General features: G+C 42.4%; 21 protein-coding genes. 3 read left to right on the forward strand and 18 right to left on the reverse strand.

Going from position 1 to position 25,157, the window contains the following annotated elements; genetic code table 11:
* Both QUB33_RS21950 and QUB33_RS21955 read left to right on the forward strand, forming a co-directional pair.
* The coding region (locus QUB33_RS21950) for a XisH family protein (RefSeq protein ID WP_333354190.1) at positions 1-488 on the forward strand (488 nt) is incomplete at its 5' end.
* The gene (locus QUB33_RS21955; protein WP_106332496.1) at positions 476-805 is read left to right on the forward strand and encodes a XisI protein; all 330 of its coding nucleotides are present in this window, start codon (positions 476-478) and stop codon (positions 803-805) included. The genes QUB33_RS21950 and QUB33_RS21955, both read left to right, overlap by 13 nt.
* A 563-nt stretch (positions 806-1,368) precedes the next feature.
* On the opposite strand, the gene QUB33_RS21960 is transcribed toward QUB33_RS21955, so the two are convergent.
* From QUB33_RS21960 to QUB33_RS21970, 3 genes are all read right to left on the reverse strand, one after another.
* Positions 1,369-1,599, reverse strand: a complete 231-nt coding sequence (locus tag QUB33_RS21960; RefSeq protein WP_333312337.1) for a hypothetical protein — start codon at positions 1,597-1,599, stop codon at positions 1,369-1,371.
* Positions 1,600-2,501: 902 nt separating this feature from the next.
* Complete coding sequence (locus QUB33_RS21965) at positions 2,502-3,671, reverse strand: glycosyltransferase (RefSeq protein WP_333354193.1); 1,170 nt, start codon at positions 3,669-3,671, stop codon at positions 2,502-2,504.
* Positions 3,672-4,023: 352 nt separating this feature from the next.
* Positions 4,024-5,187, reverse strand: a complete 1,164-nt coding sequence (locus QUB33_RS21970; RefSeq protein WP_333354196.1) for a glycosyltransferase family 4 protein — start codon at positions 5,185-5,187, stop codon at positions 4,024-4,026.
* A gap of 81 nt (positions 5,188-5,268) precedes the next feature.
* Between QUB33_RS21970 and QUB33_RS21975 the strand changes: the two genes are divergently transcribed.
* Positions 5,269-7,494 carry a hypothetical protein gene (locus tag QUB33_RS21975; protein WP_333354199.1) on the forward strand — a complete coding sequence of 742 codons (2,226 nt, stop codon included), beginning with the start codon at positions 5,269-5,271 and terminating at the stop codon, positions 7,492-7,494.
* 90 nt (positions 7,495-7,584) lie between these two features.
* Here QUB33_RS21975 and QUB33_RS21980 read toward each other — a convergent pair whose 3' ends face one another.
* The 15 genes from QUB33_RS21980 to hepA form a co-directional block, all read right to left on the reverse strand.
* Positions 7,585-8,772, reverse strand: a complete 1,188-nt coding sequence (locus QUB33_RS21980) for a glycosyltransferase family 4 protein (RefSeq protein ID WP_333354203.1) — start codon at positions 8,770-8,772, stop codon at positions 7,585-7,587.
* A 228-nt stretch (positions 8,773-9,000) separates the two neighbouring features.
* The gene (locus QUB33_RS21985; RefSeq protein ID WP_333354206.1) at positions 9,001-10,410 is read right to left on the reverse strand and encodes an O-antigen ligase domain-containing protein; all 1,410 of its coding nucleotides are present in this window, start codon (positions 10,408-10,410) and stop codon (positions 9,001-9,003) included.
* Positions 10,411-10,539: 129 nt separating this feature from the next.
* Positions 10,540-11,469: a glycosyltransferase gene (locus QUB33_RS21990; RefSeq protein WP_333354209.1), complete on the reverse strand. Its 930-nt coding sequence runs from the start codon at positions 11,467-11,469 to the stop codon at positions 10,540-10,542.
* The gene (locus QUB33_RS21995) at positions 11,463-12,590 is read right to left on the reverse strand and encodes a glycosyltransferase family 4 protein (protein ID WP_333354212.1); all 1,128 of its coding nucleotides are present in this window, start codon (positions 12,588-12,590) and stop codon (positions 11,463-11,465) included. Before QUB33_RS21995 ends, QUB33_RS21990 begins: the two co-directional genes overlap by 7 nt.
* Entirely contained in the window at positions 12,587-13,324 is a 738-nt protein-coding gene (locus tag QUB33_RS22000; protein WP_333354216.1) for a glycosyltransferase family 4 protein, read from the reverse strand. Before QUB33_RS22000 ends, QUB33_RS21995 begins: the two co-directional genes overlap by 4 nt.
* Before the next feature lie 3 nt (positions 13,325-13,327).
* On the reverse strand, positions 13,328-13,762 hold the full coding sequence (locus QUB33_RS22005) for a hypothetical protein (protein ID WP_333354219.1): 435 nt from the start codon (positions 13,760-13,762) through the stop codon (positions 13,328-13,330).
* 5 nt (positions 13,763-13,767) lie between these two features.
* The gene (locus tag QUB33_RS22010; RefSeq protein ID WP_333354223.1) at positions 13,768-14,901 is read right to left on the reverse strand and encodes a glycosyltransferase family 4 protein; all 1,134 of its coding nucleotides are present in this window, start codon (positions 14,899-14,901) and stop codon (positions 13,768-13,770) included.
* Between the two features lie 41 nt (positions 14,902-14,942).
* On the reverse strand, positions 14,943-15,782 hold the full coding sequence (locus tag QUB33_RS22015; RefSeq protein WP_333354226.1) for a hypothetical protein: 840 nt from the start codon (positions 15,780-15,782) through the stop codon (positions 14,943-14,945).
* 64 nt (positions 15,783-15,846) lie between these two features.
* Positions 15,847-17,109, reverse strand: coding sequence for an acyltransferase (locus QUB33_RS22020; protein ID WP_333354229.1), 1,263 nt, complete (start codon positions 17,107-17,109; stop codon positions 15,847-15,849).
* Positions 17,110-17,612: 503 nt separating this feature from the next.
* Positions 17,613-17,927 carry an exostosin domain-containing protein gene (locus QUB33_RS22025; protein WP_333354263.1) on the reverse strand — a complete coding sequence of 105 codons (315 nt, stop codon included), beginning with the start codon at positions 17,925-17,927 and terminating at the stop codon, positions 17,613-17,615.
* Between the two features lie 32 nt (positions 17,928-17,959).
* The gene (locus QUB33_RS22030) at positions 17,960-18,406 is read right to left on the reverse strand and encodes a hypothetical protein (protein WP_333354232.1); all 447 of its coding nucleotides are present in this window, start codon (positions 18,404-18,406) and stop codon (positions 17,960-17,962) included.
* Positions 18,407-18,476: 70 nt separating this feature from the next.
* The gene (locus QUB33_RS22035; RefSeq protein ID WP_333354236.1) at positions 18,477-20,624 is read right to left on the reverse strand and encodes an HAD hydrolase-like protein; all 2,148 of its coding nucleotides are present in this window, start codon (positions 20,622-20,624) and stop codon (positions 18,477-18,479) included.
* A gap of 16 nt (positions 20,625-20,640) precedes the next feature.
* Positions 20,641-21,588 carry a glycosyltransferase gene (locus QUB33_RS22040; protein WP_333354239.1) on the reverse strand — a complete coding sequence of 316 codons (948 nt, stop codon included), beginning with the start codon at positions 21,586-21,588 and terminating at the stop codon, positions 20,641-20,643.
* 147 nt (positions 21,589-21,735) lie between these two features.
* Entirely contained in the window at positions 21,736-23,169 is a 1,434-nt protein-coding gene (locus QUB33_RS22045; protein ID WP_333354242.1) for a glycosyltransferase family 4 protein, read from the reverse strand.
* Between the two features lie 131 nt (positions 23,170-23,300).
* Positions 23,301-25,142, reverse strand: a complete 1,842-nt coding sequence (hepA, locus tag QUB33_RS22050; RefSeq protein WP_333354245.1) for a heterocyst formation ABC transporter subunit HepA — start codon at positions 25,140-25,142, stop codon at positions 23,301-23,303.
* Positions 25,143-25,157: the final 15 nt, after the last annotated feature.

Below are 25,157 nucleotides of genomic sequence, written 5' to 3' on the forward strand. Positions count from 1 at the left end.
TTTGTGTTTGTAAGGCAATGATCTATATATATATTGCCTTACAGATTTTTTTGAGTTCACTTTTTCAGTGCCATTGCGCTAAAGATATCTTTCACAATGCTGTTCGTTCAGCTTTAGAAAAAGAGGGATGGATCATCACTCACGATCCTCTTTTTATCAAGGTAGAGGAACTTGATTTTTTTATCGACTTAGCAGGGGAGAAATTTTTAGCAGCAGAGAAAGATGGCTTCAAAATAGCTGTAGAGATTAAATCTTTTATCGGTGCATCTGATTTAGCCAGCTTTTATATAGCTTTGGGTCAATTTCTCAGCTATCGTTCTGCCCTGAGAAAAAAACAACCAAACAGAATTTTGTATTTAGCAATAAACCAAGATGTGTATAATGATTTTTTCAGCAATCGTTTTATTCAAGAATTAATCGCTGAGCATCAGCTCAAATTACTCATTTTTGATGCTATTCAAGAGGAGATACTTTTATGGAAAGAGTAAACTACAGAGAATTAATCCAAACAATTCTGTCTCAACACTCAAGGAATGACTTGGATACTGAAACAGAAGTTCAATTACTTTTTGATACCGAACGGGAGCATTATCATGTGGTTCATTTGGGCTGGGACGAGCAAAAACGGGTTTACGGCTGTGTGATTCACGTCGATATAAAAGATGGTAAATTTTGGATTCAGAGGGATAGAACGGAAGCAGGAATAGCGAATGAGTTAGTAGCCGCCGGAGTTCCCAAGGAAGATATTGTTTTAGCTTTTAAAGCCCCTTACGTGCGTCAATTTACTGAGTTTGCAGTGGGGTAATTGGGATACGGAGGATTTACATTTTCATCAAAAGTAAAGTATTTAGTTTTGTCACGCGAGCGGAACTTACGCTCATAAACCGGGTTGATGTGAAAATCCTGTGTTTGGAGATGTCGAGGAATAGCATTGGGGAAGAGATTCATAATCCGGGTTAGCTACCCCCTTTATCATCGGCAGAAAGAAACTCACTTTCTGCGATTGCAGAAGAATCTGCGCGCTCGTTATTTTCCCTCAGCAAGATTGTCAGCTTCCCGCTATCTTGGCAACAAGCCAAGACTTCTGGCTGATAAAATATGCAAAAAGATCATAATTTCAGTTAAGAGAGTGAAAATAACCATCGCAATGATGCGAATCGAGTTAATCTAACTCTCGAAAAAACTGAAAATCTCTCTTTACATCATGTGGCTGAACTGTTGCGATGTTGATAAACTCGATTGATGTCAACTGGAAAGAAGGGAAGAGCGCCTGACGGGGGGACAACAAGAGTCAGAACACAGATAGAATCAAGGACATAGCCCTCATACCCCTCTGAAAAAATGGTAGTTTGTTTCGCCTGATTCTCATTAATGAGCGTAATAATCTCTCGACTTGCATTCCATACCAATTACCCAGTATTGACCATATAATCCTATCCAAAAACTACTAGAACGACGTATTGAGCGCCCGTATTCAACTAACCTGCCCACATATTTCGGCACTCCCATCGTCTTGATTTTTTGACCTTGAATCACAGCACAACTGTAAGCAATGGCTATCAATAATATCAAACTGCTTAAACGCCAGGGCTGTTTCATTCTAGTTGAGTAGTTGTAGGAGACCGCAATCATAATCACTCCAGACCGCAATCAGAGTTTTTTTGAGACAAAATTAAATGCAACTGAAGCCAAACTTCAGACCAGATTAAATGAAATACAGACCAGATTAAATGCAACCAGACCGCAATCATCCAACCGAGACCGCATTAAATGCAACTAGCTCCCTGACCTCAAACACTGAAACTCAGTCAAGCTAAAACCTTTATCTAGAAAACAATCCAGCCATCAGTACAGTCGGCCCAGAGCAGAGCGTCTCGCTGTAAGTCAAGGTTTTAGTCGAGGGTTGAAATCCGTGCGTAGCCAACGAGCATATACTCGTGCCTCTGTTTTGAGGGCGAAGTGTAAGGGAATGTTACATAACTAACTATCAGTCTACGTTTTTGAGACACAGATTTTGAGATAAGTTTTGCAACAGTTTTTGGTGGGGTGAAGCCAGTTTCTGGTTGGAGCGGGTGTTGCAAAAACGGTCGTTTTTGCAGCAGTTTCTGAGGAGAATTTAGATCGAGCCGATATGATGTTTGATTTGTAAAGGGTGGATCAAGCAATTATTAAGGAGCCTCAACTTTTTAGCTCGGCTGAATTTTGGTTGGTTGCATTTAATCTGGTCTCGTTTGCATGATGCGGTCTGGTTGCATTTAATTTGGTCTCATTTGCATTTAATCTGGTCTGAAATTTGGCTTCAGTTGCATTTAATTTTGTCTCAAAAAAACTCTGATTGCGGTCTGGAGTGATTATGATTGTGGTCTCCTACACCTATCCTGCGATGCGATAGAGTGAAACTGGGCAAAATGTCGCACTTATAAATTCGTAAAAACCTAGCGAAGAGGAGGTTACTTGAAATGTGTAGAAATTGGATATAACTCATAAGATATTGGGACAAGTCAGGTAAAAGTTCTGGCTAGCAAATCTGCAATCTGGCGATCGATGTTGGTCTGCTGAAAACGTCGTCTAGCCATCTCGTAGGCCGATTGGGCGATCGCGATCGTATACTCAGGTTGGTTATGACAGGTATTAATAACTTCTGCGAGCTGGTCTGGCTTGCCGGGAGGAACCAAAAAGCCATTGATGCCCGGTTCTATTAATTCAATAGCACCTCCAGATTGAGCAGCAACTATAGGTCTACCACACAGCATAGCCTCCACAATAACTCTGCCAAAAGGTTCGGGTGCGGTTGAGGTATGTGCAACTAAATCACAAATTGCCATTAACTGCGGAATATCTGAACGAAAGCCTAAAAACTTAACTCGAGCTTCAAGTCCTAATTCTGCCACTTGTTTGTGTAATTGCTGGACATAATCCTGCTCACCAAAGAGCGCATCACCCACTAAAATAGCTGTTACATTTTTGGGACAGTAGGTAAGTGCTTCAATTAAAATATGTTGACCTTTCCAAGGTGACAATCGGCTGAAATGACCTACGATAAATTGCCCATCAAGTTCTAGCTGTGTCTTGAGTTGGCTACTTTTAGAGTGATCGCTCTGATAGACTTCAGGCTCAAAGCCATTGTATACAACATCGATTATGTCCGAGCGTCCTCCTGCTTCTAGGAAAGCAGTCTGACTTGCTTTGGAGTTAGCAATAACCAATGATGCAAAGCGATTAGCCAAAGTTACAGCTACTTTTAAGTTAGTTGGGCTGAAATGGTCTGTAGATAAAATGTCATGCAAATGATACATGAGAGGGCGACGACTCAAAAAGCTAGCTAATGCACCAACAACTAGAGCTTTTTGCGTGTTGGCGTAGATCAAATCGTATTGACGAGCTTTTTGAACAACTTTAGCAATCAAAGGTAGTAGCGCGGTTACACTACTTAAACTCTGTGTCAAGCTGCTTTCTTTACGAACTTTGATGGCTTCAGTCGCTAACACCTCAACGGGAATTTGCTGTTGCTCTAGTAATTGCCTAAAAGAACCATCTACAAATAAGCCAACTAGACAGCTATCTCGATAGGGTTTGGCAATATCTATTAGGCAAAGCTCTGCGCCACCAGGCTTACCGCTCTGGTCGAGAAAGAGTATTTTCATCCGTTTTTTACCTAAAAACTTTTTCATTTATTCTACAGGACTTACGCAATTTTTCAATTGTGAAACTATCTGTAGTGGTAAGGTGCGGTGTGCAAAGAACTCTACAAGTACAGTCCTGGGCCCAACTTTCACAATTAGTCACGATATCTACTCTCATCAAGCTCTACATAATCCGTTCATAATGAAAATCTGGCACACCCTATAAGTCGATGCTCCTGTGCCAGTTGCGTAAATCCTAAACTAGAGTTTGTGCGTAATCTCTAGGCTTGTCAAAGAGAGGTGAAACCTCGTTTTTGTCTATGCTGTATCCTCGAAAAATCGTTAATTTTCCTGATAAGGACAAGCATAGGGATAAGTCCTATTCTAATTGTTTTGATACTCAGGCTAACAACACTTTTCTAACTTTTTGCGCGATTGTTGGCCAATCGAAATTTATAGCAGCGTATTCCTGACACCCTTCTCTAGAAGGCATGGGTACTTTTCCAGTTAGCAGTTCTTCCAATCGCTCAGCAATAGCTGTTGCCTCACAAGAAGCAGCAATCAAATTTGGTGAAAACGGCTCTAAAATTTCTGGCATTCCACCCACAGGAGTACATAGTGCTGGAGTGCCACAGGCGAGGGATTCTAGCACGGATAATCCAAACCCTTCTAAAGATTGGCTCGGCATCACACTTAGGTCGGCGGCTTGGTAAGCTATAGGTAGTTGGTCATCTGGCAAAAAGCCGAGAAATTTAACGTTGTCATTGAGTCCCAAATCTGCTGCTTGCTGCTCAAGAACCGCTTGTAGTGGCCCTTTGCCAGCGATCGCCAACCAGATATCAGGAATTTGAGGTTTAATCATTGCTATAGCAATTAACAGCTTATCGAGTCCAACTCGATGAACTAAGCGACGGGCTGTAAAGAGAATCCGGCGATTTTCAGGCCAGTTGATCTGCGTGCGGGCTTCAGGGCGCGATCGGTTGATTTGAAATCGCGAAAGATCGACACCGCCGGGAATTACGTGAATTTTGCTCCAAGGAACTTGATATTCTAGATATAAAATCTCACCAAATGCTTTGCTCAGAACAATAAATCGATCGCAACGACGATAGACCCTTTGTTCCATCCAATGCTTCAAAAAAACACTCAGCTTACCAGAACCCTCCTGCTTAGATTCTAATGCCCAAGGCCCGTGAAAGGAAAAGGTAACAGGAACCCCCCTAGGTAAAACTTGCAAAATAGGCAAACTATATAGTGCAAAATGTAGATTAATTGCATCAGGTTTTGCATATTTTCGCTGCCAAAAATTGGAGCGAATCAACCAAAGCCGTTCCCAGAGTCGATTTTCTGGTTCAGCTAAATTAGTGAGTTTTACGCCAGAGTTTGACTGAGTTTCTGGTAAACCTACTCCACACAATTCAACTCGATCTTGACTGGCTGCTAATTGATGCGTAAGCTCATATACATATCGATCCAAGCCTCCCGGTGTTTTCGGAAACCATCCGATGCCGACGCAAAGAATATTTGCTGCTGTAGCAGCAGGGTTACTTGTGTAGTTGTCCACTTGGTTGTTTGCAAATATACTACATTAAATTTACTATAACTGAGACATCCTGATTATAGCTGTATATTTCTGAGTGAGATTATGAAGAATCGATTCCTATTGCTAGTAAACAAATTATGGCAAAATCGGCGATTATTCATCCAAACAATCAATCATTTCCTCAATAATTTTAAGCCGATTGAGAACGATCGCCAACATTGCAGGATGAGTTTCCGAGCTCCTGCGATCGCAGGAGTCATAATCTCTACTGTAACTGCACTGTCTGTAGCTGCACTGTCTGTAACTTCAAACCCTTTACCCAATATCTCCTACAAAACATCTTGGATCGGTAACACCTTTGGCGGTGGCAGTAAGTGGGTACAAATTCAAATCGCTGCCATGTACGTGGGGAACGACGGAACGGTTTATACCAATAGCGTGTGGGATGAAGCGGGTAGAGAGGCAGGAATTTATAAAGATGGAGATGCGATCGGCAAAGCTAGTAATCTTCATGGATGGGGAAGAACTGGAGGAGAAGCAGTCACGGCCAATGGTAAGTACCTTTATATCGCCATGACACAGGGGGCAATAGACAGGATGCTAATTCAGGATTATCCCCCTTCTCAAACAAACTGGTATTGTGTGAGACGCTACAACTTATCTGGGGAGCCTGCTCCCTTTGCAGGTGGGCGTGGTTATGATAAAAGTATGTTAATTGTTAGCACCTCCGGTCAAGTAACTGGATTAGCTAACGCTGGCAGCGAGCTTTATGTCAGTGATAGTGCTGCCAACCGCATTCGCGTCTACGATGCCGAAACAATGGCAGAATTACGCAGTTGGTCAGTCGATCGCCCCAAACTAATAGCTGTAGATACTCAAAGTAACCTATGGATTCTACAAGCGAAAGACGCTACTAATCCTCCCAAGATACTGCACTATTCCAAGACAGGAACTTTATTGTCCAAGAAAATTACGGATGTTGTAGACCCTACAGCCCTAGCTATGGATAATCAAGGCAGACTGTTGGTTGCGGAAAATGGCCCCCGTCAACAAGTGCTGATCTACAACATCACAAGTATACCCACCTTGGTTGGGACTTTCGGAACTCAGAGGGGAATCTACTCAGGAACACCCGGAGAAATTGGAGACCTCAAACTCGGAGGTTTGACGGGGGTGGGCACGGACGCAAGCGGAAATCTTTATGTTAGTCTTGATGGTTTTAATCGGTCAGGAACGGACTTGAGGAAATTTAATGCAAGCGGATCAATGGAGTGGAGATTGCTGGGCTTGCAATTTGTAGATAATGCCGATGCCGATCCTGGGACTAATGGAGTGGACGTGTTTACCAAGCAGGAACACTTTGTCATGGACTATAGCAAAAGCAATGGTCAGGAATGGAGTTATAAGGGATATACCCTAGATAAATTTCGCTATCCAGACGATCTGCGGCTACAAGAAACAGTACATGGGACTACCTCGGTCTTCGTGCGTCGCATTGAGGGAAAGCGTTTTCTTTATCTCACCGGAATGTTTGCCGATAGCCTCGCCATTTACCGTTTTGATGGAGAGAGCGCGGTTCCCAGCGCAATCTTCTCTCGCAAGCATTCTAAGTGGCCCGCTAATCAGCCAGCAATAGGAAGCTGGCTATGGCACGACAAGAACGGGGAGGGTTCTATTCAAAGCGATGAATATGAAAGTCTAGGTGCAGAAGATGATTCGATTTGGGGTTGGGAAGTTGATAGCAAAGGGGATGTTTGGCAAGCTAGTGAAGCTGGCTACATCAAACATTATCGCTATCAAGGATTGGATACTCATGGTAGTCCAATTTATACGAGCGCCGCTTCCGAAGTTATACCCAGGCCAGCACCGTTTAACAAGCTCTTAAGAGTCAAATATTTTCCTGATACAGATGTCATGTATCTAGGAGGCTATACAGTCGATCGCCCACACACCGGTGAGGAATGGGGGATAGTTGGCACAGAGATTGTGCGCTACGACAACTGGACAAAGGATAAAAAACTACGCTGGCGCATAACTCTTCCCTACGATCCAAAAGCCAACCCCATGCTGATTATTAAGGCAATGGATGTGGCAGGAGATAGAGTATTTGCTGTTGATTCTAGAAAGGCTGATGTATATGTGTATGATGCCGGGACGGGAGCATTTGTAGCCAAATTAAGCCCCGGTTCAGAGGTTGGTAAGGAGACTGGCTGGATTGATATCCCCTACGCATTACGAGCTTATCGGAGAACAAATGGTGAGTATCTGGTATTTGTAGAGGAAGATGCAAAAGCCAAGGTGATTATGTATCGACTCGGACAAAAATGATGAAAGTAAGTCTTTGGAAATGAGCCAATTATATTACAAAGTATAAGTCTAGATATTACCCAAATTTCACCCAACTCAAGCTTCCAAACTTTATTTTTTTTCCATACCAGAGCACTCGCAATACAATTCCACCGTTCTCTTAACCATCAGTTCCCGATCGAACAGTGAGGAAGCATACTCCGCACATTGTTGACCCATCTGCAAGCGAAAATCCTTGTTCGCAAGCTTTTGGATAGCCTTTGATAAAGCCTCTGCATCATCGAAGGGAACGATATAACCTGTTTTTCCTTCCTCAATCTGATCCAGAGCTCCTCCTGCTGGTGTCCGGATCGGAACTGTCCCACAGCACATCGCTTCCGCCACCACTAAAGCACACCCTTCTAAGCGGCTGGGTAGAACAAAAATATCCGATGTCCAATACACTTCTCGCATATCATTTAGATAGCCCGCAAAAATAAAAGAATGCGAATCATCTTCACTGACAAAGGCATATTCCTTAATCTCCTGCTCCCGATCCCCAGAACCCGCAAATAAACACTTCAAAACCATTTCGGGAAATTCCTTTCTCATTTGCCTAACTGCGTCGATCAAAACATCATGTCCCTTAATCCAATTGAGTCTTCCTACGAGAGTACATACCAGCTCTTTTTCCTCAAATCCGAACTTCTCCCGTGCTTTTTGTCGCTCTTCAGAGCTAGGAAGACGAAAATAGTTTGTATCAGTGCCAGCTAATATCTTGCGAACTTTGTTTTTATGAAACCCCAAATCTTGGATCAAAAATCTTTCAATCTCTGAAGAATAGGCAATAAAGGCTTGTGGTGCAAACGCTCTCAAATATATCTGGTATTTTCTGATTTTAGGTCGCAATACAGATTTTATGAATGTTGAATTATCATCTTCGATTAATAAATGAAAGGTAGCAACACACTCTAACTTAGTGAAAATTTTGAGGAGACGCGCCAGCAGCAACATCGAGTATCCATGTGCGTGAAATAGGGAAATTTCGTATTTATTTACTATCTCCTTAATCCGACGAATATTAGCCCAGGTTGGAAGAAAAGGTTTCATATCCTCAAATACGATCCAGTCTTCTGATAAGTCTTTGAGTGCTTGAAAACTATCTTCAGAACCTGCATCGTAATTCACTGATCCCGTAATCAGGACTACCCTCCACCCAACCGCTTTGAAACCACGAATCAGAGTCTCACAATGAGAGGCAACACCGTCATTACAATCGACACGCTTTAAGAGAAATCCTACTGTTTTTTGTGTTTTCATTTTCTGTTATTTCCCTCACAAACTGTTACCCTTGACACGGAGTTTTTTTTGACTAACGACTGATGCTGTTGGCAAAAGTGTTACAAACATTCCTCATGATTTTTACTACATTCAAGAAGAAACGACAATTTTTGGGCTTTATTTTATGTAATCACAGTGAAATGAATGAGTATTATCTAGATTTTTCTAGTTTTTAGCTAACTGTTGTTAGCCCTGAAACTCAAAGCATCAACCTGATTTGAAGCCTGCAATCCGTTGATGCTGGTAGTGCTTATTAGCTGCCAGGCCTAGACCCAAAAATCCCCAGAAAACCATGCCCGGGAGACTAATGATCACATTTGAGCCAGCTAGCATCGGCAGGAACCCAACAACAATAGCACGAGCTGCACTGGCAAACGGATCGGACTTAGGCTTAGAGCCTTGAAACAGGCTATAAAAAATTAGGAGTAGCCCACCTATATAGGGAGTGGCTCCCATCCAGCCCAAGGTGAGGAGTAGTTCGATAATTCCACTGTCAATCGGCTTAAGAGTTCCATTTCCCTTACCAATAACCTCACTAAGCGCAAGATAGAGTGTTCTGCCGTAGAGTTCTGCTCTGTCCTTTGCACTCTGATCATCTTTAACGTTAGACAAACTCGCTACACGAGACTGAATGACTTGGGAAAACGGCTCGACTGTGGATAATGGTATAGTACATAGGACGAGCATTAGGATAAAAGCCATTAAACGAATCTGTAAACCACCTTTTAGAGAACCGATTAGGGTAATTAAGGCTATTATAAAGCCTCCCCAAACTGTGCGTACCGATGTTAGCAGGAGAGACAAGATGCCAACAGCTAAACCAGGAATACGCAAGGTTCCTTGACCAATAAATAGCAAGATATTCCCCGCTAGCATCACGCTTGCAAACTGTAAGGGCGCATTCATGGTACTCCACACTCGAAGTCCAAGGGGTTCGGGCTTTCCCATGCTGGTATAGAGTTTTGTCTGTATAAGCCAGAAACAATCCCATTCAGGTGCAACTAAGTATTGATAGACCCCATAGGATGCTGTCACTAACACACACCAGAGAAAAGTGCGCTGAATGTTTTCACGATAGCTGGGATAATCTCGCCAGTTTACAAATAAGTGGAAAGCAAACAGAATGGGGCTTACCCAAGTAATCAGAGAGATGATCGCCGGCACAGGTGAGCCATTAATCAGACCAACCAGAAAACCATAGAATACACCAAGAGCAGAGAACACAAAGGGTAAGCTACCTTGTTCATGTGCTTTAGGAAGGTTACGGTAAAAGGTGATAATAGTGATCATTGCCACCAGTGGGGGGGCTAATAACATGGGACTGGGATCGGTAAAGCCACTGCGACTATCGGCGACACGGCGAATAAACGGCGTGAGGAAAAACACCCACCAAGTGAAACCTATATAGAGGATGGGATAGCGCAAATATAGGAACAGACCGACGGCAAGAGAAGCCGCTGGAAAGATGATGTTTAGAATCCTGCCAAGACCTGCTGCAAGGCATAGGGCAGTAATCAGTAAGAGTCCGAGGATTGCCCTCCAAGCTGCCTGCGGTTGTAGTGTCAGAGAGAAGCTTTGTTTGCGAGAGTTATTCGGAATTTCCTGTATTTGACTCATTACTAACTACTTTTTAGGTTTGGGGTATCTTTAACTAGGTATTAAGTTTTAAGTCTGAGGTTTTAGGAATCTTTAACTAGGTTTTAGGTTGGAAAAATTTTCTTTCCTAGCACCTAAAACTTTACATCTTTATTTGGACTGTTGCCATGTCTCCCAAGCCTGCCAACGTCCACGTAGAGATGCCAGTAATTTCTGTCCTGCTAAGGTTCCTTCTTTAGGCAGGAATCGGAACCCTTGTAAAAAACCAGGCGCATTTCGTGTTCCCACGAATGTTGCCCAGATCACAAATGCAATACGTTGTGTCGATGGTAGGTTTTCTAACAAAACTAAAGTTTCATTGTGTGCGGCATTAATCAAGGCAATGTCATTGAATCTATTGCGTTGATCTTCGTCAAAACGTTGTGCTGGAAAGTGATCGACTGCTACTTTTGGATCGTAGATTAGTTTCCAGCCTGCCCGTTTCAAGGCTAGACTAAATGCTAGTTCAAAGTGTACCTGGGCTCCCGTACCTCGCATCCGGGTATCGAAGTGCATTTGGCCGATCGCACTCCGCCGAAAACTCATGTTTACACCCTTAAGCACATCTACCTCACGGGCTTCTCCAACCCCTAAATGATGTTCACCGATGACTCGTCCAAACCACTGCACTTGTCCCACTACCTCGCGTTCCCCCTCTTCTAACTGGGTGCCGTGATACACCCAATCCCGCCCCCCTACACCACCGATATTGGTATCGGACAGAAAGTGAGCCTCAATGCGTTCCAGCCAATCGGTGTGAGGGACGGCATCATCATCCGTAAAGGCGATGATATCCCCACAAGCGGCATCCATCCCTGCATTCATGGCGGCTACCACACCAGATACGCTCACTGTGGCAGTTCGCAGTGGTAAGAATTCTGGGTTCAATGTTTGGACAAATGTCCAAGTCTCAGTATCCGTATCCCGAACTACTACTAAGATTTCATCGGCAGGACGTTTTTGCTTTTTGAGTGCGTCTAAGCAGCGTGCTAAGTCTTTCGGGCGACGGTAACTGGGAATCACAACTGAGATCGTCAGCACGGCTGGAGTTCCTCAAATAAATTCACATAATTACGTGCCATATTAGCCCAACTATGCTGCTCTGCGATAGTTCTGGCTACTTGACCCATTTGCTGTCTTTGTTGCCGATCGCATTTAACTAATTGATTCAACGCTTCAGCTAATGCCTGTGTATCGTCTGAGTCTGGCAAAACGAAGCCACAGTCTGGTGTCACCAACTGGGCCGCCCCCGTCGTAGCAGCCGTAATCACGGGTATTCCTGTCGCCATCGCTTCCAGTACCACTAAACCAAAAGGCTCATAACGGGACGGAAAAACTAAAAAATCTGCTGCTTTCATCAAGTCGGGAACATCTTGCCGGAATCCCAGAAAATGTACTCGATTTTCTAAGTTTAGCGATCGCGCTAACTCAGGATAGGGACTACCTGCGGTTCCACCCACAACTCCGAGGTGCAACTGGGGAACTTGCACTAAGGAATGCAGGACTGTATCCAAGTTTTTCCGAGGTGTACGGATATCCCCAACAAATAGCGCCAGGGGCACTTCCTCTGGTAAACCCCATTTTTGCCGATTGACAATACCTGGAGCAAACTCTTGTAAATCAATGCCATTTAAGATCACCCGAATGAGATCTCGCGGGACACCAATCGCGATTAATTCTTGGGCGACTTTCTCAGAAACAGCTACTAGGACTTTCGCCCGATCGAAAGCTTTTTTCTCCCAATCAGCATTTAAGGCAGTGTAAAACCGCTGATAAGTGCCACGCCAGCTTAGATTTTGTGTTGAGAGATTGAAGGGCGATCGCAACCAGGAACTATGGACAAAATGCACTGCATTAACATCTCCCCTAGCCGAAGTAATTGCACCATTGAGTTTGATCAGGTCAAATTCTTTTTGGTGTTTATTTAACCACCAAGCACTTTGGGCCGAGAAAGCTATTTCGCGGACAAGTTGCAATGGATACCCTTTAACTGGGATAGCAATCCAATCGACTTGATTGTGTTGTTGAAGTGCCAAATCTACGCTACTTGCTAACAAGGTAACATGATGACCGCGACGAATCGCTTCCCAGGCCACTTCATAGTTTACCCGACCTTGACCATCACCAATGGCGACTTTATGAGTAACAATACAAAGCTTCATTTAGTACCTCTTTTATGAGACAAAGCTGCTTCATAAAAAGCCAGATTATCACGGGCTATTCGGTGCCAACTATATTTTTGTGCCGTAGCATAGGCATTACGGCGCAATTTTTCTAGGTAGGGGCGGTCTGTAATTAAGCACTCCACAGCTTGCTCGATCGCCTGACTGTCGCGGGGCGGAACTAAAATACCATTATCTCCATCACGCACCACTTCCATCGGCCCTGGGGTTGTGGTAGTTACAGGGGCTAAACCGCAAGCTATAGCATCGATAAGAGCTACGCTAAACCCTTCGCAGAGGGTAGGAAAAAGCTTGATATGATGTCCGCGCAAGAGTTCGGGTATAGTTTCATGTTGGTAGTGTGGCACAACTCGGATGCGATAGTGTACAGATGGCTCGAAATCTGCATAAACCTGAGCCTCAGGGCAGCCCGTCCCCATAATAAAACTCACCTCTACTTGAGGATAGCGGGCAAGGATTTTATTTAATGCTGGAACACTATAATGAATCCCTTTGCGAGGGATATAAGTTGCCACCCAGGCGATACGAATAACTGAATCTTCTGCTTCTGGCGTTGGCTCAAAATTTAGATTGAGAAAAGCCTCTGGGATTCCATTAGCGAAAACATGAGTCCGTCCAGGATCAACCCCTAATTTTTCAACATCATACTCTAAATCACGGTTATTGCTGAATAAGCTCAAATCTGCATCCCGCAAAAAATTAGCGACCTCCAAGAGTCAGAAACCTTCATGATAGAGCGGATATTTCCAACTCAAGTTTAAGTTGCCAAGGCGGGTCTCTTCTAAGTTTTCTAGGTGCATAATATGCTTAAGACCGTGGCTCCGTGTCACTAAAACCGGACTATTATCGGTACGGCGCAGTTTTGCCCACACCCAGGCATCGCCAGTTGAGGCATCTATAACATCAACGGCTTGTTTTTGGGAGAGTGCCAATAGGTGACTAGCCAGAAATTCAGGAAACAGCATCCACTCTACCATTTCTGGCAACTTCTGTGGCAGGTTATCAAAAGAGTAATATTCTACTTCGTGACCTAACTTTTGATCTTCCTGGCTTAGTCGCCATGTGAGACCAGGAGCGCCGGCATTGGGGTTTAGATTATGATGAATCGTGAGTAAGATTTTCATAATTTCAGTATAATTTCCTAAATTCACCTTTTTTATTCGCTAAATAACAAGTTGTGACCATGAAAATAATCGATCGTTTTTTCATATATCTTTTGAAGTTTATTAACATGAATATCCATTGTGAACTCTTTTAAAAACCAGGCATGACCCTGTTGGCCTAAAAAGCGACTTTTCTGATAATTTGTACTCAGCTCAGTTATGGCAGCAACTAGCTGTTTAATATCATTAACTTTAACAAGGATGCCTGTTTCTCCATTGAGCAAATAATCGGGGATCCCACCAACTCTGCTAGCAATGACAGGTCGGTAACGAGCATAAGATTCCAAAGTAATGAGCCCAGCAGGTTCGGGCCAAACACTAGGAAAAATTATGGCAAAACACTGCTGATAAAGTACGTCCATCCTTTCACTGTTACACCAACCGTGCCAAGTAACACGATTGGTCAATTCCAATTGATTTACCAATTTTTCCATCCGGGGTCGATCCCAACCTTCACCAGCAATGTCAAGATGAATTGACACCTCTGTTTGAGCTAAAGCTTTAAGAAGCCATTCTAGCCCTTTATCAGGAACAATTCGTCCTGCGAATAAAATTCTTTGATTTTGGTGTATTTCAAGTGTTAGTGGTGCAGTAACACTTTTAGGAATTGGCGTACCGCACCGCAATGTTACAGTTTGCTCAGCAGGCCAACCATTTTTTATAAGCTGCTCGCGCACATAATCACTATTAGCAATAACAGGAATCCTGAGTTTTTTGAGTTTTTCTAGTAACCGATAAGAGCTTAATATGTTATGGACAATTTTTTGAGGCCGCCTACTTCCGCATCCATCTATCAGATGACCCCACGTACATCCCAGAACGGACATAGAACGAGTACAAAATTGTTCAGAGGTTGAAAAATACTTAGTTCCACTAGGGCAATACGGGTTGTGATTGTGAGCGGTGAAGATAGAAGGACATTCTCCTGTAATATCAATTAACGCCCTTTCTTCCTGAACGTGAAGCAATTTGAACTGGGTCTGATCGATACCTTCTAGTGATGTAATAACATCTTTACTCACCCCAGGCATCCCATAACTTGCCAAAGTGGATACATAAGTCTCTAAGCCACCTCCTGTACTTATATCTGAACAAGCATATAGATAAATTAGTTTTTCGTTAGTCATTAGCTGCCTCCAATATTTGGATTTTTTTTTAGATACCTATTTTAAATAGCTACATTCAACCACAGCTTATGTCTCACATCATTAACGTAATGCCTCAGGGCAATTTCTTTACCAGCGTACTTATCTGGATAAATAAATTGATCTTCAACACTTAGAACATATCGTTTTGAGCAGAGAGGCTTTGCCTGATTGTAGTGCATTGTCAAATGCACCAAAGTTTGTTCAGTAAAATAATCATTAAGTTTTTCTAGCTTTGACAAACGTTCAAGGGCAAAACTCCAATCTAAGGGTTCTTTGAAGACAATAAATCCGCCGTTTACTGAATTTAACTTTTCAACCTCATCATAAATGACTCGCTCATCCATTTTGCAAGCACAGTCAGGCAGATAACGAGAAACCGTATTACCAGAATTCGCTAAATTAACTAAGTCGCTGGCCCCTGGAAAAAATAAAATATCTGAGTCGGTATAAATCGTTGTTTGATTAACAGGAATTGACAGTAATGCCAATAACTTTCTGCCCATTGCATGCTGGGCGGCATAATCATAAACAGATTGAGGTAAATCGGTTCGCTTCAGCTTTTCTAGTGGCACTACCTCAACACAGGGATGAATTGCCTCGAGTAGCTTGCAACTGTTTTCCGTGTAGCTACCATCAGAAATGATAGTAAAACGTTCAGGAATGCCAGCATAGCGGATGAAGGAGCGAATACTTGCTACTTGTTCGGGTAGATCGCGCTCGCATGAGAGAGCGTAAACGGCTATTGGAACACGCTGAGTTTGCTTCAGAGGAATTTTCGCAATTTGTGGAAGTACTGATTTATAAAGGGAGCGCATCAGCCTTCCTTGGATTCTAGCAACATGATAAGGAATATTCACCATTAACTTAAACCAAAATAACAACTATCTACAACATAAATATCAGCTTAGCCCGCCTAGATGCTGACTAAATGCGACGATCCAAGAGCGATTGCTGAAACCAACCTTTCAGAATTGGCTGAATCGTTAGTTCTAAGAAACTGGCAAGACCGATGGTTAGAGTACCCCAGGCAAGTAGACGTAGGGTGAAACTCCCGGGAGAACCACTCCAGGGGAAGTAGTTGGAAACCAGATGCATCATAGGCATATGCAGAACATAGATCCCATAGGAAATGCTTCCAATGAAAGCAAAGACAGCGATCGTCTTAGACTGTATTCGCCAACGTATGAGGGCAACTGCTAGAACTGTATGTGCAGCAGCAATCCTCAAAGTAACATCTTCAAACAACTGACCTATGGCTAGTAAATAACTGCTATGGGCTAGGGGTACGCCCATAGCCAATACCTTTAGAACTCGCCAGCCTGGTAACGGACAATTGGCAACTGCTGTAAATAAAAGAGCGCAGATGGGAAAATAAGCCATATCAGTAAGATTTATCTCTGAAGCATTTGAACGAGCAAAGCCTAAGCTATCGAGGAGGAATTCCACAGTAGCCAAACGATCCGTAGCAATGAATAGGAGTAGATAGGTAAACAAAGGCACTTTTGACGGATCTCCTACTGCTTGTCTGTTCCAAGCTAGCCAAAGCCCAAATAACCAAAACAGCCAACCTGCAGCATAGCCAGATAGAAGTTGTGGAAACGAGGGAATAAACCAACCTAGACACGCCACAATGAACGTACTCCATACAAGGGGTATAGTCTTAGGACGGAAATACCAAATTGCTAGAAAAGCAAGGTAATAAATGACTTCGTAATGCAGCGTCCATAGAACGCCGTTGCCTGACAGAAGGGCAGCGATTGACCCCTGCAAGAAAAATAAGTTACCAAGAACCGTTTTCCAGGTATCATGCGGTGATGCCAGCACCGCAAGGATTATGGAGAGCAAATAGATTGGATACAAGCGGATGAAACGCCGTAGTAAGTAACGAAGGGCATTGGCTCGTGAGAAGGGTGCTTGGTTCGTTAGACCAATTACGTAGCCAGAGAGAACAAAGAAAATTAAAATGCCTCCATGGGCGGCGTGAAAATAGTCCTGAAAGGGGAAAGTTGGATGATAAGCAGGGTCAAGTTCGTATTTAAAGCCAAAAACATGGGCATAAGCAACCCACAGGGCAGCGAGTCCACGTAACCCTTCTAAGGCATAGTTATAGGAGGCTTTACTACCTATTTTGCTAGCTGGGACAAAATGTTCACGTAGATCCAAGTCAGCTAGGGTATTCTCACGCATATCATAATTTAGTTGAAAAAGTAAAGAGAAAGCACTGGCTGAATTTAGGCATTTTTTTAATCGTAAACAACAACTTGGCGTTAGTAAAATGTCACCTGCTTAGGGTAATTTATCACCTTCTAAACAACTCAAATTCTACTGTGAAAAACTGTAAGCATTTGTAGCACTTGGAATTGAACGTCAATGGTGTTGAGAGAGAGACAGGGGTGCGAATGAAACGCCGGGACAGTAATATAGTGGGTGAATACGGCGAGTAAAATATTGTCATAAATAGATTGTATCATACTATTGTTTTTCTTGGTTTATTGAAATTTTTGAAATCTGCCTTCTCAAAACTCTTGTAGCTCTTTGCAAGGAGTCCAACCTCTTTCTCACTGAAATTTCAAGGATAGCCATTCTTCCTGATACTTTTTCTCATCATGGTTGCTGTCTCGCTCTAGATAAATACTTTCTATACAATTAAGCATACCTATGTAGATTACATCAAGACTAAACCACTTTTCTCATGCTTCTCTGGCTAAATTTCCCATTGTTAAAGCTTGAGCTTCATACCCCTCAATAATTCCTGGTAACTCATGAATTTTACTTTCGGAAACTCTAATGGAGAAATCTAGCCATGTTGGTCCATCTGGTGCGGCCCAATCGTCTGATAGGATGACGGGTACTCTACCCATCTTCATGGTTTTAAATAAGCGAATCGATGCGGGACAATTTCCTCTAGGGCAAAGAACGAACTTACTATTGATTAACTCTTCTGTATAAAATACTTTTTGTTCATCTGAGTGATGACACCATTCATAAGTGCGGTTTATTGCAATGTCATCTCTGGAAAAGTTTGATTAAAAAATATTTAAGCGGGTAGGAGAGGAGGCATATCCACGAAATGAGAATAATAGCTTAGGTTCAATATCTTTTTTCCTGCTAAAAATCTCATCCAAATCGAATTGTATTGTGTTAAGTAACCATCCGACCTAAATCGCTTTCTATTACTCTGAGACGAACTCAAACGAATGTACACTCTTGGCATCAAACCCCCTGACGTATCTGCACAATCAATCGCGAAACATCGGTTGGGTGATTTTATAATCAAATCTTCTGATAGCAGACTATAAACATATTGTTTGTGTTTAATATACCAAGGCTCAACATAAATAATTAAATCGGCATCATTTGAGATTTTTGCTAAAGAATATCTTTGATTGAATTCACTGTAAATGGCTTTTTTACCTAGCTCAATAAGAAGCGGCGCAGCATGAGGATGCTGCCCTTTGGCTGTAGTGGTAAAGTAGACTTTCATGTTTTTCAAAAGTGCTTTTCGAGCAGTACAATTTCAAAATTACTAGATGCCATCTGCTGAGAGTGATTCATCACTTCCTAAAGAGCTTTGAGCGTGCAGCGAGGGAAACATTGGTGCGAATGAAGCTGCGGGATAGCAAAATAGCAGGACTAGACTGTACTGCTTTTTTAGCAAAATCCCAAGATAGCTGCTCTTTGCCTCCCAGGTATGCTTGTCGGGCCCAGCGAGCGTAATTTAAGCTGTCTCGCAATCCTTTGATGTATCGGAGGACAATTTTCGTGAGTAGTGCGCTGCGTTGAATCGATGCTGGTAGCCAGACAAAATCACTGACATAGTGTTTGTCAAACATCATTCTAAAGCCGTCTACTAGAGAGTAGGCTGGCGCCAGGTCATGAAACTTACTTTCTAACTGTTGATCTGAAAATGGCTGGCTACCAAATACCTGGGCTTCCTCTTTGTTCGGCGAGTGGATAAAGGTTCTGAGCACGTCTTCGGTCACTCGATGAAAATACCTTACTTCACACTCTTCAGGCTGCAAATGATCTGTCAATCGCTCAGTAAAATCTAGGATTGCTTGCTGCTGAACTAAGACTCCCCATTGGAGGCCTCTTTCATTTTTCTCTGATCTCAGTATCGGAGTGTACTGCCGATCGTGTGTCTCGTATCTGACAGTGCTACCATGATCCGCAGCGAGGAACAGCTCTAAAATCGGAGAACTGCTAAGCGAACCCCGTTCGGTCATAGCATCAGGCTCTAAAAAATAAGGTATTAAACGGTCGGTTGAGAATGGTGTGATACGTCTTTCCAATCCAAAGTAAAACCCAGGTACTCCACCGTCCGGATATAGATTGGCAATTGCCAAGATTTGACTCAATGAGCGTTGCGATCGCCCAGTCCAGCCAGAATCGACGATCGCAAACGATGTCCCATCACCAATGCCTGATTGTTGGAAGTAGCCGATCGCTTTCTCTCGGTAGATAGCAGCCAAGTCAACAATCCGATCAATAATCTCTTGATCCTGAAAGGCTGCTTTGAGCGCCGTGAAGTCCTGTTCGGTCAGATTTTTGTCCCACATCTCGGCAGACAAACCGTGGCGTATGAGTGCATCAGCAATCTGTTCAGGTTGAATATTGACGCGAGCGCACGCTAACCGCACTGAGAAGAACGGAGGTTTGTCAAAGAGCCATTCCTGTTCGGTTTCACCAATTTGTTGAATTGAGGGAAAGTGAAAGGCTTGCCGGGACCCATAAAAGTATTGACAGTCGATGTCATAGCCCCACTTACGGCAGATGATTTGGGCGATTTTCCAGAGAATTTGTCCATCTCTTGCCATGAAATACAGCCTCCGGATTCCCTGACGCTTCGCCTCCTCTAGGGTCCAATGCACGAATCCAAAAAATACAGGGGCAATGACATTAGCCGCTGTATTCCAGATTACCTGTCGATGCAAGTCTGTCTCTTGGCAGTGCAACCGACACAAGCGGCTGGCACCTGCTAAAAGCGAACGAAATCGAAGTGGCAATTGTTCGGTGTCTGCAATGAGTCTTTCGTAGCGATTTAGGTGTGTTTCTAGGAAAGGCTGAACTTGAACGCCTAGTTTTTTGGGTACTTTGATATCAGAATATAAATTGTCCCCGGTGTGGTGGAGCTGAGAAGCCTCGAGTTTCTGCTGGGTGAGATGATGTTGGAATAGTTGTCCGGATACCTTATGAAGTCCGACTTCATTGGAGACGTGGAGTACATCACCCTCTGCCCAAATTTGATGATCTTTGAGAAAGCCTCGAATCGCCTCCGAGGATAAGTACATATCTGAGAGATAGGCGATCGATTGGTTTTCCTGATGTAACGCTTGAATTTTGAGCTGAATGGCTGGAACTGGACGGAGGCTAGCACGTTCTAGTTTAATTTCATTGTGCATTGCTTTCTTGCTATCTATTTCGCTCCACTTCAAGGATTCAGCTAGTTGATCATAAATTTCCTGTAGTGTTACTTCATTCGTTGTAGATCCTTGTCTTGCCCTGCCCTCAGCTTCAATTCTCAGCTGACTCCAAACCTCTGGAGGAATTGTAATTAGACCATCGTGCTTTAAGTGATTGCCTAACTCCCAAAACAAATCGGTTGGCTTAGCCCAGATACGAGTCAAAGCCGTGTCAAACACATCAAATGAGTGAAAGTGTGCTTGCCTTATTAATTCAAAAGTCTGGTGAGGTTGTTTCATAGAAGTTGCAAATAAGTTAAAATTTTTTTCTTTGTTTCCAACCCACTAATATTGAATGCAGGGCTTTATAAGTCTGAGGTTTCAAAAATTGCTTGGCAGCAATCAAAAAAATTAGGCGAAGATAAGAGATAAAAAATATTAATTTTGGTCTCCTAATGAAAGCCTGCTTGGCGAACCAGAAAGCTTCATAAAAATCATCTTTAATGAGGTATCCCCAAGCATAAAGGGTGCACAGATGGCTAGAACCAGTTCTTTCTACATTCTTAAATTCCTTTGGAGCTAATTGAACCGAACGTTCCATCACCTGATCAACTTCCTGAATCATTAACCTGAAGTTTGTAGACATACTATTAGGATATCTACGATATTGAACAAGTGGTTCTGGGATCACAAAAATTGGGAAATGCAAAGCAATACGTAACCACATATCCCAATCTGCTGCCGAGCTAAGGCTGCGTTCAAAAAAACCTACTTTTTCAAAACAAATGCGACGGACTAAGGGAGTACTACCACAATAAAAAATATTAGAGCGAAATAGTGCTTTTGTAAGATCCTTCCCACCTTCAGAACAATCATAGAGATCTATAAAATTTCCGTTGCGATCGACATTAGATATCCAAGAACTTACCAAACCAACGTCTAGATGTTTTTCCAAATACTCTACTTGCTTTTGTAGCTTGTTAGCTTCCCAAATATCATCAGCATCTAAAAATGCTAAATATTCACCTTGAGAAGACCACATACCCGTGTTTCGCGCTCCTGATATACCTTGATTTTCTTGAGAAATTAGTTTTACTCTTGAATCTTTGATTTCAGAAGCCCATTCTACAATGCCATCAGGGCTGCCATCGTTAATGATTAAAACTTCAAAATCAGTAAAGGTCTGATTTTGAACCCTTTCTAACGTCTCTGGAAGAAAAGCCATTGCATTGTAAGCTGGGATAATAACTGAAACTTTGGGCATAATAACTCCTAGTTTAATAATATGATTCAATTATTATGATTAATAATCCCAGGAAGTTGTAAAAAAATACAAAATCCTTAACTAAATGCTACCAATCACCTCTCGAAAATAGCGATCACCATCATACACAGGCATCAATACAGTACTTTAGGCATTTTGTCTCGCCTCTTTTAGAACGTTCTCGTACAAAATGCTGTAACGCTCAATCATTGTCTCTGTTGAAAACAACTCCCGTGCCCGTTGACGGTTTCTTGAACCAATACTCAATCGCCGTTCACGATCTTCTAGAAGCTCAATAACAATATCTGCTAAAGCATCGCTATCACCAGGTGCAGCAAGCAGATTACGATCACCAAGAATTTCAGGAATCGCGCCGACATCATAACCAACAACTGGAAGCCCCATACTCATGGCAAAAGGGCTTACCTGTCCAAAACTTTCCCAATATACAGGAGCAATAAAAATGCTCATCTTCTCAAACTGATTAGGCAGTTGCTTATAAGAGATATAGCCAGTGAAAGTAAAAGCATCAGTGACACCAGCTTGTTTTACAGCGTCCTGATATACTTCTAACAATTTGCCACCCCCTACGATAAGAACCTTTGTTTGTGAACGACGCTGAACAACTTTAATGAAAACATCAATAGCCGTTTCATTAATCTTGTCGCCATCTAAGCGGTAGACCATGCCAATGCAATCATCTGGAAAATCAGCAGTATCTTTTCTTGAAAAAAAGCAAACATCTGAACCAGGATAAACCGTTACATTTCGGCTGTTTAGATGACCATGCTCACGAGCAACATAGTCACTAACATAGACATAGTACTTCACCTTATTACTGACGTAAGGATCAGTTGGAATATTAATGTTTTCAATCACAGTGTAATTGTTTACTTGGATAGCCTGAAATACTTTGTCGTACCACTTCCAATCTCGTCCAACCCAATCATTCTCATGTGTACCCAAATAATGAATATGAACAATATCGGGCTGAAGCATTTGAAGGATTTGAAGCGGTTCACGAAAACTTTTAAACTGCTCAAATAGATGGATATTTATTCCTGCATATCCAGCAATATCTGGGAGTTCTTTAGTAATTACTTCTTGTTCGAAACGATGCCCCAAATGTTCAATCAAATCTACAACTAGTTGCGCCGAGCCACCCGTTCTAAAATTTCCGATCACGTGTAAAATCCGGGGTCGTCTTTCCTGAATAGGATGAATGATATTAACCTGATATGGTTGAAAATCAGAGCTAAAGTTTTTATGGTTTCGGGACCTTCTCTTCTGTTTAAGAATATCCTCTTTAAACCGATGGAGCTTATGTCTAAGGAAATGATACCTTTCACGTAGTTCACGCTTTGTAGCTTTAAGAGTATAAAAAATTAGATAGTGTAGATCTGAAAACATCTCTAACTGAGTGTAGAGGTGTTGATTTTCCACCCGAAGGATATCAAATTTCGTTCTTAATGTTTGAATTTGCTTTGAAGACCCACTCTCAATGTCAGTTTGAAATACATCTAGTATTTCTGAGCTAGAGGAACAAATCGATTTATTTGATTCGCTTTTTGATGTATCCATGTTCCAAATTATCCTAACAAAAAAACATTACAGCTATCTTCGAAATGATCTTAAAACTATATCAAGCAGGTTTTTGTTTAAGCCTACTCCCTTCGATCAAGTTAAATCGAGAAATAAGGAGTTCCTCCTCATCATATCTTTTCATGCTGCATTTGGTGATATTTCCAGAGCTTGCCGTGCTGTGACAGCAACTCTTGATATCCTCCTTGCTCGACGATACGCCCCTGCTCAAGTACCACAACCTTATCTGCTCGGACAATCGTAGATAACCGATGGGCGATTGCAATCACTGTCCGACCCATAGACAGCTTTTCCAATGACTCCTGGATCAGTCGCTCAGATACGGAATCTAAAGCGCTAGTAGCTTCGTCCAAAATCAAGATTTCTGGATCGCGCAACAAAGCACGAGCGATCGCAAGTCTCTGGCGCTGACCACCTGATAAACGTACACCGCGATCGCCCAGTTCAGTGTCAAATCCCTCTGGTAGTTGTTCGATAAACTCTAAAGCATAAGCTTGACGGGCTGCTTCTAAAATCTCTGCCTCTTCCACTCCTTCCAAAGCATAGGCAATGTTGTCACGGACATTAGCATTGAAAATAAAAGTATCCTGGCTTACAATTGCTAATTTTTGGCGCAGCGACTTAATTTCATAGGTTTTCAAATCAACTCCATCAATCAAAATCGTGCCTCGCGTTGGATCGTAAAATCGTGGGATGATATCAGCGAGTGTAGTCTTCCCAGCCCCAGACCCTCCTACCAAAGCGGTCATCTTGCCCTGTTCGATCGTCAAGCTAATGTCGTGCAACACCAAATTGTCAGGTTCATATCCGAAATCTACAGAGACTAAATTGATTGCCCTTTTCAATCCTGAAAACTCAAGGTGGCCGTTCGGAAAATAATCTTTATTATCGGTTCTCAAGAGTTCTTTAACATTAACTGAGGCTCCCTGGAGACCGCTCAGAACAACCCTTGTTCCGTTCACATCCTGTAAGGTTGGTACTAAACGGAACAATACAAAGAAAAATGTAAGTAATGAAGCAACAGGTAATGACTTACCGATGAGTATGCCATTGAATGCCATAATAATCAGGCTGACAAGAATTGCTGTAGCGATACTTTCTGACAAGGGTTTAACTGATGACATCAGCCGAGTTATTTTGATAAGGCTTTCGGCTACACGGGAACTACTTTGATAGAATCGTTTCCGCTCAAACTCTTGGGCAGCAAACGCTTGAATGGTACGAATTCCGTTGATAAATTCTACAGCCGTTGAAGTAAAATGACCATTAGCTGCTGAAATTTCAAAACTTTCTTCTCGTACCCTTACATTTAGCGTAGATAGCCCCACTGCCAGGAGACCGAATAGCATCACTGCCAGGAGTGTGAGTTGCCATGACAGCAGCAGCAACGTTGACACATAAACTACCCCTACCAAGCATCGGGTGATTACAAAGGCGACTCCTCCAAAAGCACTTTTGATTCTCTCTAGTTCAGTTGTGATGGTGTTAACGAGTTCTCCTGACTTCGTTTTAGCAAAGTATCCAAGACTAAAAGCTTGAAGCTGCTCAAAGATTTGCTTACGAAGTCTATCTAATAATTTAATCTGAGAAATTTCTATATAAATAATAGATAAGTAGTTAAAGGCTGCACGCATCCAAGTGCTAAGTAGGATTAGAATGCTAATGCGAACAGTTCGGCTATTTGCTGAAGTATTTGCCCCTAGTATCCAAATATCAATCCATTGAATTCCTGTTTTGAGAGATTCTCCATTGGGGTTTGTTAAGCTTTGTATAAAGGAAAGTAAAAAGCCAATTCCTACCCCTTCAAAAGTTGCCGCTAAAAAGGTGAATATAAACGCAAAAAATACAATTCTGGGAAAATGTTTAAATTCTCTCAAAATCAAGTAATTTTCCTGCCATAACTCAGATTTTTTTAAAAAAATACGAATGGGATTGAATGAGTTAGAGAACATAGGAATTATGAGGGT

Origin of the sequence: Microcoleus sp. B3-A4 (assembly GCF_036705385.1) — a bacterium.
Classification (GTDB): domain Bacteria; phylum Cyanobacteriota; class Cyanobacteriia; order Cyanobacteriales; family Microcoleaceae; genus Microcoleus.